The organism is Streptomyces montanisoli, from assembly GCF_017813245.1.
GTDB lineage: Bacteria > Actinomycetota > Actinomycetes > Streptomycetales > Streptomycetaceae > Streptomyces > Streptomyces montanisoli.
Map to the genome: position 1 here is coordinate 1 of NZ_JAGIQL010000202.1, position 9,469 is coordinate 9,469.

The window sequence follows — 9,469 nt, forward strand, 5'->3', positions numbered from 1 at the left end:
GGCAGTGCGGCGGTGCGGCCGCGTCCCGCGAAGGCCGCGCCCGTCGCCGCGCCGAGGACGAGACGCGGCACGAGCCCGGACGCGGACAGCCGGCTCGGGATGACGGGCGACTTGTCGGCGGCGCACTCCGCCACCGCGGCGGCGAGCGTGGCGACACCGGCCGGCCTGCGTACGAGCAGGGCCGTGGCGGACGGCGGGATGTCGTGCCGCGTGGCCGTCCAGGACAGCGCGGCAGGACCCCACGTGCTGCGCAGCCCCGTGGCCGCGCCGATCAGGGCCGCCCGCGTCACGCCGCGGGCCGTGCGGCTCACGTCTCGCGCGCCGACGCGGCGACGGCGGCGTAGGTGGCCAGGCCGAACAGGAGGTGCGGCACGACGTCCGACGCCCAGTCCTGCGCCGACCAGGTGCGCGGATCGGTGATGCCGAGACGCGTCATCGGCAGGTCGTTGGCCGCCATGGCCAGCAGCCCGGTGACCACGCCGCCCAGTACGACGGGCGGACGGAACCCGGCCCGGTGCAGCAGCGACACGGCGACGCCGGTCCCCGTGCCGACGGCGAGCCCCGACAGGGCGCCGAGGCCCGTGAGCCGGTTGTCCCGTCCGTCCGTGTCCGGCAGGGGGTGTCCCGCCCGTTCGGTGATCTTCTCCACCGCGTCCTGAGGGGTGGAACTCGACGGCCTTCCGCGTGCGGCCATGTCGGCGTACGTCACGGCGTTCAATACGGTCGTGCCCGCGGCCCCCGCAACGCAGCCACGCAGAATGGATCGGATCATGGGGCGGCGGGTTCCCATGTCCCCGCGACCGAAACAGCCGCGAGCCCGGCCGGGCGCCGCAGCGCGGGAGGGTTGGCGCCGCCTTCCCGGGGCAGTTGATGCGCTGTCCGACGCGGCACCGTACGCGGCGCGCCTGGCGCGCCTAGTGTGTGGCGCGCGCGGGCGGCTTTCCGCCGGGGAGGCCGTACGCGGGTCCGCGCCCGCCGGCACGGGTCCGCGGTGCCGGTCGAGTCCCGGGGCGTCCCGGTGGAGTCAGGGAGGGCATGTCATGGAGCACCGCGCATCCGCGGTCGCCACGGACCCGCGGCGCCTGGTCGCCCGCACCGACGCGGTACTCGCCGATCCGCGGCTGGCCGACGCCGCCCTGCGGCTGGGACGCGACCTGGTGAAGTCCGTCGTCGCCGACGCCCAGCAGCGGGTGCGCAGCGGCGAGATCGAGCCCGGCGCGGTGGCCGACGCGGCCGTCGCGGCCCTGCCGGACACCTCGGCGCGGCTGCGTCCGGTCGTCAACGCCACCGGGGTCCTGCTGCACACCAACCTCGGACGCGCCCCCCTGTCCCCGGCAGCCATGGCGGCCCTCGCGGCGGCCTCGGGCACCACCGACGTCGAACTCGACCTGGCCACCGGGCAGCGGTCGAGGCGCGGCCGCTCGGCGCTCGCGGCCCTGAAGGCGGCGGTACCGGCCGCGGAGGCCGCCCACGTGGTGAACAACGGGGCGGCGGCGCTCGTGCTGGCCGCGACCGCTCTCGCCGCGGGCAAGGAGATCATCGTCAGCCGGGGGGAGATGGTCGAGATCGGCGACGGCTTCCGCATTCCCGACCTGCTGGTGTCCACGGGCGCCCGGCTGCGCGAGGTCGGCACCACCAACCGCACCACGCGCGCCGACTACGCGGCGGCCGTGGGGCCCGGGACGGGCTTCATCCTCAAGGTGCACCCGTCCAACTTCCGCATCACCGGCTTCACCCGGGGCGCCGACGTCGGCGAGCTGCGCGGGCTCGGAGCGCCCGTCGTCGCCGACATCGGCTCCGGGCTGCTGCGGGCGGAACCGGTCCTGCCGGACGAGCCGCACGCACACGGCTGGCTGAAAGCGGGCGCCGACGTGGTGACCGCGAGCGGCGACAAGCTGCTCGGCGGACCCCAGTGCGGCCTCGTACTCGGCCGCGCCGACCTGGTGCGTACGCTCGCCCGCCACCCGCTGGCCCGTGCGCTGCGCGTCGACAAGCTGACGCTCGCCGCCCTCGAAGCCACCCTGCGCGGCCCGCGCACTCCCACGCACGAGGCCCTGCACGCCGCGCCCGGCGTCCTGCGCGAGCGCGCCGGGCGACTGGCGGACGGGCTGAGGGCGGACGGAATCGACGCGCGCGCGGTCGACTGCGAGGCCGCGGTCGGCGGCGGCGGCGCGCCGGGGGTCACCCTGCCGAGCGCGGCGGTGTCGCTGCCCGAGGCGTACGCGGAGGCGCTGCGCGGCGGACGGCATGCCGTGCTGGGACGCGTGGAGGGCGGCAGATGCCTGCTGGACCTGCGCACCGTCCCCCCGGAGGCCGATACGGCCCTGACGGACGCCGTCAGGGCGGCCACCACAACCGCCACACCCACCACGGCCGCCACGTCCGCCGCGGCCAGCGGCACGCGGGCCCGGTGAGCGCCATGTACGTCGTCGCGACCGCAGGGCACGTGGACCACGGCAAGTCGGCGCTGGTGCGCGCGCTCACCGGGATGGAGCCCGACCGCTGGGCCGAGGAGCGCAGGCGCGGCATGACGATCGACCTGGGCTTCGCCTGGACGCCGTCGGCGGACGGCGGGCACATCGCGTTCGTCGACGTGCCCGGCCACGAGCGGCTGGTGGGCAACATGCTCGCCGGGGTCGGCCCCGTACCCGCCGTGCTGCTGGTCGTCGCGGCCGACCAGGGGTGGCAGCCGCAGTCCGAGGAGCACCTGTCGGTCCTGCACGCGCTGGGCGTGCGCCACGGCGTCCTCGCCGTCTCGCGCAGCGACCTCGCGGACCCGGCGGCGGTGCGCGACGACGCGCTGGCCCGTGTCGCCGCCACCTCGCTCGGCGAGGTCGAGGCGGTCCCGGTGAGCGCCGTCACCGGCCAGGGCCTGGCGGAACTGCGGTCGGCGCTCGACCGGATGACGGCATCGCTGCCCGCGCCCGACACCGAGGCGGACGTCCGCCTCTGGGTCGACCGCGCCTTCACCGTCCGCGGCCGGGGCACCGTCGCCACCGGCACGCTGGGCGCCGGGACCCTGCGCGTCGGCGACCGGCTGACCGTCGCGGGCGCCGGCGGCCGGCAGGTGCGGGTGCGCGGCATGCAGTCCCTGAAGGAGGACAGGACCGAGGTGGGCGCCGTCGCCCGCGTCGCCGTCAACCTGCACGGGGACACCGGCGGCCTCGGCCGTGGCTGCGCCCTGCTCACCCCGGAGCGCTGGCTCACCACCGACGTGGCCGACGTGCGCCTGCACGGCGACCCCGCGGCCGAACTGCCCCGCCGCCTCACCTTCCACTTCGGCTCGGCCGCCGTCGAGGCAGGGGTGCGCCCGATCGGCGACGACACGGCACGGCTGACGCTCGCCGCCGAACTGCCGCTGCGGATCGGCGACCGTGGACTGGTGCGCGACCCGGGGCTGCGGCGGGTCGCCGCCGGCATCACCGTCCTCGACGTGAGGCCGCCCCGGTTCACGCGGCGCGGCGCGGCCAGGACCAGGGCCCGCGAGCTGGCCGCCATGACAGGGACGCCAGAGCCCGCGGCCGAGCTGCGCCGCCGCGGGGTGCTCACGCGCACCGAACTGGCCGCCATGGGCGCCCCGTTGGCCGCCGAGCCGGTGGCAGGGGACTGGCTCGCCGACCCCGGGCACTGGACGGAGCTGCGGAAACAGCTCGCGGCGGCCGTACAGGACCACGCGCGGCGCAACCCGCTGGACCCCGGGATGCCCGCGGAGGCCGCGAGGCGCGCGCTCGGCCTGCCGGACCGGCTGCTCGTCGACGCGCTGGTGACGGCGCGCGGTGAACCCGCCCTGCACCGCCGCGACGGACGCCTCCACAGCGGCGCCGCACGCGCCGAGCTGCCCGAGGCCGTGCGGCGGGCCGTGGACGCCGTGCACGCCGAACTGGCCGAGCGGCCCTACCGGTCGCCCGAGGCGGGACGCCTCGCCGAACTGGGCCTGACCCAGAAGGCGCTGGCCGCCGCGGCCGCCGCCGGCGTCCTGCTGAAGGTCGCGGACGGCATCGTGCTGCTGCCGGGCGCCGACGCGCGCGCGGCGCGCCTGCTCGCCGGGCTTGAGCAGCCCTTCACGCTCAGCCAGGCACGCATCGCCCTGGACACGACGCGCCGGGTGGCCGTACCGCTGCTCGAACACCTCGACAGGAAAGGGCACACGCTCCGCGTCGACGAGACCCGCAGGCGCTGCGCCGAGCCGCGGCAGGACGGGCAGGAGCCGCGGTGAGAGGGCACGCGAAGGCGTCCCCCCGCGGCGCGGCCGCCGGGGGAGTGCCGGCGGAGACGGACGGGAATCGAACCCGCCTGCCCGAGATCCTCGGACACCTCGGTTTTGAAGACCGGGAGGGCCACCAGGCACCCCTACGCCTCCCCGCCCCTGCCCGCCGGATCGCGTGGCGGGCCTGGACCGCTCCATCAAACCGCAGCAGGACACCGATGTCGACGTGCGCCCGGCGGTGTGTTCGGGAAACCGCCGGTGATCACCGCCACACCCACCCGTGACAGGACAGGAGCGCGCCATGGAGACCGTCGAGCAAGCAGCACCGGGGGCCGGGCCGCGGGCCGCGGCGGGCCCCGTCCGCCTGACGCAGTACGCGCACGGCGGCGGCTGCGCCTGCAAGATCCCGCCGGGCGAACTGGAGGAGATGGTCTCGGGACTCGTCGGCGCTCCGGCGGCCGGGGCGGCCGCGGAACTCCTCGTCGGTCTCGACAGCGGTGACGACGCCGCCGCCGTACGGCTGAGCAACGGCACCGCCGTCCTCGCCACCGCGGACTTCTTCGCACCCGTCGTGGACGACCCCTACGACTGGGGCAGGATCGCCGCCGCCAACGCCTTCTCCGACGTCTACGCCATGGGCGGGCAGCCGGTGGTGACGGTGAACCTGCTCGCCTGGCCGCGCGACGTGCTGCCGTTCGACCTGGCCAGGGAGGTGCTGCGCGGCGGACTCGACATCGCCGCCGAGGCCGGCTGCCACGTGGGCGGCGGCCACAGCGTCGACGACCCCGAGCCGAAGTACGGCATGGCCGTGACCGGCATCGCGGACCCCGGGCGGCTGCTGCGCAACGACCGCGGGCGCGCGGGCGTCCCGCTCTGCCTGACCAAGCCGCTCGGCCTCGGCGTGCTGAACAACCGGCACAAGGCCACCGGCGAGGTCTTCCCCGAGGCGGTCGCCACCATGGTGGGGCTCAACCGGGACGCGTCGGCCGCCGCACTGCGCGCGGGAGCCGTCTGCGCCACGGACGTGACGGGGTTCGGGCTGCTCGGGCACGCCTACAAGCTGGCGCGCGCGTCGGGGGTCACCGCCGTGATCGACGCGTCGGCCGTGCCCTACCTCGACGGCGCGCGGGAGGCGGTCGGCGGCGGCTTCGTCAGCGGCGGCACCCGGCGCAACCTGGCCTGGGTCGCCCCGCACACCGACTTCGGGCGGGCCGACGAGGAGACACGGCTGCTGCTCGCCGACGCGCAGACGTCCGGCGGCCTGCTCGTCGCGGGCGAGGTGCCGGGGGCGCCCGTCATCGGCGAGCTGGTGCCCGCGTCGGACTCCGCGCTGGTGATCCGCTGAGGGATCTCGCCGGTGCCCCGGCCCGCCCGGGCCGGGACACCGCCGCTTCCTAGCCGGTGCCCGTCTCCTCCGTGATCCCGGCCCGCCTGCGGTACTCGCGGACGTACTCGACCGCCGATGCCCCCTGCGGCCGCCTGCCGGGCCGGATGTCGCACGTCAGGGCCTTCGACTCCTGGATGTGCGTGTTGGGGTCGAGCGACATGTGCGTCAGCTCGTTGGCCGCGTCGCCCTTCGTGTAGCCGTTGGGGCCCCAGTGGTACGGCAGGCCGACCTGGTGCACGGTGCGGCCCTGCACGACGAGCGGCGCCATCCGGTCGGTGACCAGGACCCGTGCCTCCACCACCCCGCGGGCGGTGACCACGGTCGCCCACCCCATGTGCTCGAGACGGCGTTCCGCGGCGAGTTCGGGGGAGACCTCGCAGAAGAACTCCGGCTGGAGCTCGGCCAGGTAGGGCTGCCAGCGGGACATGCCGCCCGCCGTGTGGTGCTCGGTGAGCCGGTACGTCGTCATCACGTACGGGAACACCTCGGCCCCCGGCTCGTCACCGCTGGGCTGGTACCGGTTGTCCGGGTGCGAGAGCAACTGGCGCGCCGGATTGCGCTGCTGTCCGTACAGCAGGTTCGGGAACGGGGAGTCCTGCGGCTCGTAGTGCGCCGGCAGCGGCCCGTCGGACAGGCCGGCCGGCACGTAGAGCCACGCCTTCCCGTCCGCCTGCATGACGAACGCGTCGGTGCCCGACAGCGCCTCGGGTCCCCTCGCCCCCTCGGGCGGCTGGTGGTCGGGCGCCTTGTTCGGGGAGAAGTCGGGCACGTCGTGCCCCACCCACTTCTCCTGCTCGGCGTCCCACCACACCAGGGCCTTGCGCTCGCTCCACGGCTTGCCGTCCGGGTCGGCGGACGCGCGGTTGTACAGGATGCGCCGGTTGGCCGGCCACGCCCAGCCCCACTCGTTCGCCACCCAGTCCTGCTGCTTGCCGGGCTTGCGGCGCGACGCCTGGTTGACGCCGTCCTTGTACACCCCGCAGTAGATCCAGCAGCCGCAGGCCGTCGAGCCGTCGCCCTCGAGCTGCTCGTAGGACGACAGCGGACCGCCCTCGGCGTCGTAGCCGTTGATCTCGGCGAGCACCGCCTCCGCCTCGGGCTCGTCGATCTCGCCCTTCGTCGGGTAGTCCCAGGTCACGTCGAGCAGCGGGCGGTCCATCTCGTCGGTGGAACCCGCGAGCTTCTCCCTGATCAGCCGCCCGAGGTGGTACGTGAACCACAGGTCGCTGCGCGCGTCGCCGGGCGGCTCGACGGCCTGGTGGTGCCATTGCAGCATGCGCTGCGTGTTGGTGAAAGAGCCGTCCTTCTCGGTGTGGGCCGCGGCGGGCATGAAGAACACCTCGGTGCCGATGTCCTCCGTGCGCATCTCGCCCGTCTCGATCTCGGGCCCGTCCTTCCACCACGTGGCGGACTCGATGAGCGAGAAGTCGCGCACCACGAGCCAGTCCAGGTTCGCCATGCCGAGCCGCTGCATCTTGGCGTTGGACGAGCCGACCGCCGGGTTCTGCCCGACCAGGAAGTACCCCTTGCAGGTGCCCTCGATCTGGGCCATGACGGTCTCGTACGTGCTGTGCGACCCCGTCAGCCGCGGCAGGTAGTCGAAGCAGAAGTCGTTGTCCTCCGTCGCCGCCGCGCCCCAGTAGGCCTTGAGCAGGCTCACCGCGTACGCCCGCATGTTGCCCCAGAAGCCCTTCTCCGCGGCCTCCGCCTGCACGAACGCGTCCAGGTCCTCCTGCTTGTGCGCGTGCGGCATCGGGATGTAGCCCGGCAGCAGGTTGAACAGGGTCGGGATGTCGGTCGAGCCCTGGATGGAGGCGTGCCCGCGCAGCGCGAGGATGCCGCCGCCGGGACGGCCGATGTTGCCCAGCAGGGACTGGAGGATCGCCGCCGCCCGGATGTACTGGACACCGACCGTGTGCTGCGTCCAGCCCACCGCGTAGGCGAAGGCCGTCGTGCGGTCGCGCCCCGAGTTGCTCGTCACCAGCTCGCACACCTGGCGGAACTGCTCCTCGGGCACGCCGCAGACCTGCCGCACCATCTCCGGTGTGTACCGGGCGAAGTGGCGCTTGAGCACCTGGAACACGCACCGGGGGTGGGTGAGCGTCTCGTCGCGCTCCGGCTCGCCCTCGCCGATCCGCGCGCCACCGGAGCCGTGCGACTCCCCGCCGCCCGCCTCGGCCACGGCGGCGCCGGAACCGGTGCGCCTCTCGTACTCCTGGTCCCGCTGGCCGGAAGCGGCCTGCACCTCCATGCCTTCGTACTGCCACGTGCCGCCGTCGTACGAACGGCTCTCCGGGTCGAACCCGGAGAAGAGGCCGTCCAGGTCCTCCGTGTCCTTGAAGTCCTCGCCGAGGATCGTCGGCGCGTTGGTGTAAGCGACGACATAGTCGCGGAAGTACTTGTCCTGGTCCAGCACGTAGTTGATGATCCCGCCGAGGAACGCGATGTCACTTCCCGCGCGCAGCGGTACGTGCACGTCGGCCAGGGCGCTCGTACGCGTGAAGCGCGGGTCGATGTGGATGACCTTGGCGCCGCGCGCCTTGGCCTCCATCACCCACTGGAACCCGACGGGATGGCACTCCGCCATGTTCGAGCCCTGGATGACGATGCAGTCGGAGTTCTGCAGGTCCTGCTGGAAGGTGGTCGCGCCGCCGCGACCGAACGAGGTCCCCAGACTGGGGACGGTGGAGGAGTGTCAAACACGCGCCTGGTTCTCGATCTGCACCGCGCCCATCGCCGTGAACAACTTCTTGATGAGGTAGTTCTCCTCGTTGTCCAGCGTGGCGCCGCCCAGGCTCGCGATGCCCATGGTCCGCCGGGTGCGCACCCCGTCGGCCTCCCACTGCCAGCCTTCCCGCCGCGCCTTGACGACGCGGTCGGCGATCATGTCCATCGCCGTGTCGAGGTCCAGGCTCTCCCACTGGGTGCCGTACGGCTTGCGGTAGAGCACCCGGTGCTCGCGGGCGTTGCCGGTCGTCAGCTGCAGGCTTGCCGAGCCCTTGGGGCACAGCCGGCCGCGCGAGACGGGCGAGTCGGGGTCGCCCTCGATCTGCGTGACCTTGTCGTCCTGCACGTAGACGTTCTGGCCGCATCCCACGGCGCAGTAGGGGCAGATCGACTTGACGACCTTGTCGGCCGTCGCGACGCGCGGCTTGAGGGTGTCGCTGCGCCTGCTCTTGGCCGCCGCGCCGCGCCCCAGCGGGTCGTCGCCGCTCAACTGCCGGTAGGTGGGCCACGAGTCGATCCAGGTGCGGATCCCCATATCACTGCTCCTCGTTCTTCCTGCGCGCTGCCGCGCGGCGCATGGGCTCGTCGTCCGCGGCCCGCTGCTTAAGCCACCGCGCCACCGTCGTTCTCGATGTGGGGTTCTCGGCCGGCTGCGGGTTGGCCAGGTGCTGGCTGCTGGTGGACAGCAGACCGGGGCGGCGCGCCTCCGCGTCGGTGAGGGTGTCGCCGCCGTCGGCGGGCAGCCCGGTGGCGATCATGTACGCCTGCCCCGCCGGCACGCCGAGCCGGCGGGCGGCCTCCTCGTAGCCGAGGCCGGAGTCCAGCAGCCGCAGAACCTGCTCACGCGTGGGCATCTCAGGCGCCTCCCGGCCGCTCGGCCGCGGGAGCCGTGCCGGCGGCCCGCTGTTCGGCCGCCCGCCGCTCCGCGGCACGCTCCAGGCGCTCGCGCTGCGGGACCACCACGTACTTGGGGTCCTCCGTCGACGCGACCCCCGCGTGGAAGACGCCGAAGCGGAGCGCGGCCGAGCCGCACAGCAGCGCCGTGCCCGCCGCCGCCGCGGCGACGCGGCTGCGGCGGCCCGCCGTCAGAGCCAGCACGGCCCCGGCGCCGCTCAGCGCCTCCGACGCGTGCATCAACCTGCCGGCCT

At 74.5% G+C, this 9,469-nt stretch carries 6 protein-coding genes, 1 tRNA gene and 2 pseudogenes; 3 read left to right on the top strand and 6 right to left on the bottom strand.

What is annotated here, in order from left to right; all coding sequences use genetic code 11:
• Together JFN87_RS29420 and JFN87_RS29425 are read right to left on the bottom strand one after the other, a co-directional pair.
• Positions 1-311 (bottom strand): annotated as a pseudogene (locus tag JFN87_RS29420) (DUF4126 family protein); the annotation flags it as partial.
• Positions 308-772, bottom strand: a complete 465-nt coding sequence (locus JFN87_RS29425; protein ID WP_209344954.1) for a hypothetical protein — start codon at positions 770-772, stop codon at positions 308-310. The pseudogene JFN87_RS29420 and the gene JFN87_RS29425, both read right to left, overlap by 4 nt.
• A 268-nt stretch (positions 773-1,040) precedes the next feature.
• Between JFN87_RS29425 and selA the strand changes: the two genes are divergently transcribed.
• Entirely contained in the window at positions 1,041-2,414 is a 1,374-nt protein-coding gene (selA, locus tag JFN87_RS29430; RefSeq protein ID WP_209344956.1) for an L-seryl-tRNA(Sec) selenium transferase, read from the top strand.
• Between the two features lie 5 nt (positions 2,415-2,419).
• On the top strand, positions 2,420-4,216 hold the full coding sequence (gene selB, locus JFN87_RS29435) for a selenocysteine-specific translation elongation factor (protein WP_209344964.1): 1,797 nt from the start codon (positions 2,420-2,422) through the stop codon (positions 4,214-4,216).
• Positions 4,217-4,267: 51 nt separating this feature from the next.
• On the opposite strand, the gene JFN87_RS29440 is transcribed toward selB, so the two are convergent.
• Positions 4,268-4,360 (bottom strand) — tRNA-Sec (locus JFN87_RS29440).
• Between the two features lie 148 nt (positions 4,361-4,508).
• Between JFN87_RS29440 and selD the strand changes: the two genes are divergently transcribed.
• Positions 4,509-5,552 (top strand): selenide, water dikinase SelD, encoded by a 1,044-nt coding sequence (gene selD, locus JFN87_RS29445; RefSeq protein ID WP_209344958.1) that lies wholly within the window; start codon positions 4,509-4,511, stop codon positions 5,550-5,552.
• A 49-nt stretch (positions 5,553-5,601) separates the two neighbouring features.
• Here selD and fdh read toward each other — a convergent pair whose 3' ends face one another.
• From fdh to JFN87_RS29460, 3 genes and pseudogenes are all read right to left on the bottom strand, one after another.
• Positions 5,602-8,856, bottom strand: coding sequence for a formate dehydrogenase (gene fdh, locus JFN87_RS29450; RefSeq protein WP_209344960.1), 3,255 nt, complete (start codon positions 8,854-8,856; stop codon positions 5,602-5,604).
• Position 8,857: 1 nt separating this feature from the next.
• Positions 8,858-9,175 carry a hypothetical protein gene (locus JFN87_RS29455; protein WP_209344962.1) on the bottom strand — a complete coding sequence of 106 codons (318 nt, stop codon included), beginning with the start codon at positions 9,173-9,175 and terminating at the stop codon, positions 8,858-8,860.
• A 1-nt stretch (position 9,176) separates the two neighbouring features.
• Positions 9,177-9,469: pseudogene (locus tag JFN87_RS29460) on the bottom strand (NrfD/PsrC family molybdoenzyme membrane anchor subunit); the annotation flags it as partial.

Coding starts and splice junctions, on each gene's coding strand:
- selD (WP_209344958.1), top strand. CDS start 4,509: ATGGAGACCGTCGAGCAAGCAGCACCGGGGGCCGGGCCGCGGGCCGCG.
- JFN87_RS29455 (WP_209344962.1), bottom strand. CDS start 9,175: ATGCCCACGCGTGAGCAGGTTCTGCGGCTGCTGGACTCCGGCCTCGGC.
- selB (WP_209344964.1), top strand. CDS start 2,420: ATGTACGTCGTCGCGACCGCAGGGCACGTGGACCACGGCAAGTCGGCG.
- selA (WP_209344956.1), top strand. CDS start 1,041: ATGGAGCACCGCGCATCCGCGGTCGCCACGGACCCGCGGCGCCTGGTC.
- JFN87_RS29425 (WP_209344954.1), bottom strand. CDS start 772: ATGATCCGATCCATTCTGCGTGGCTGCGTTGCGGGGGCCGCGGGCACG.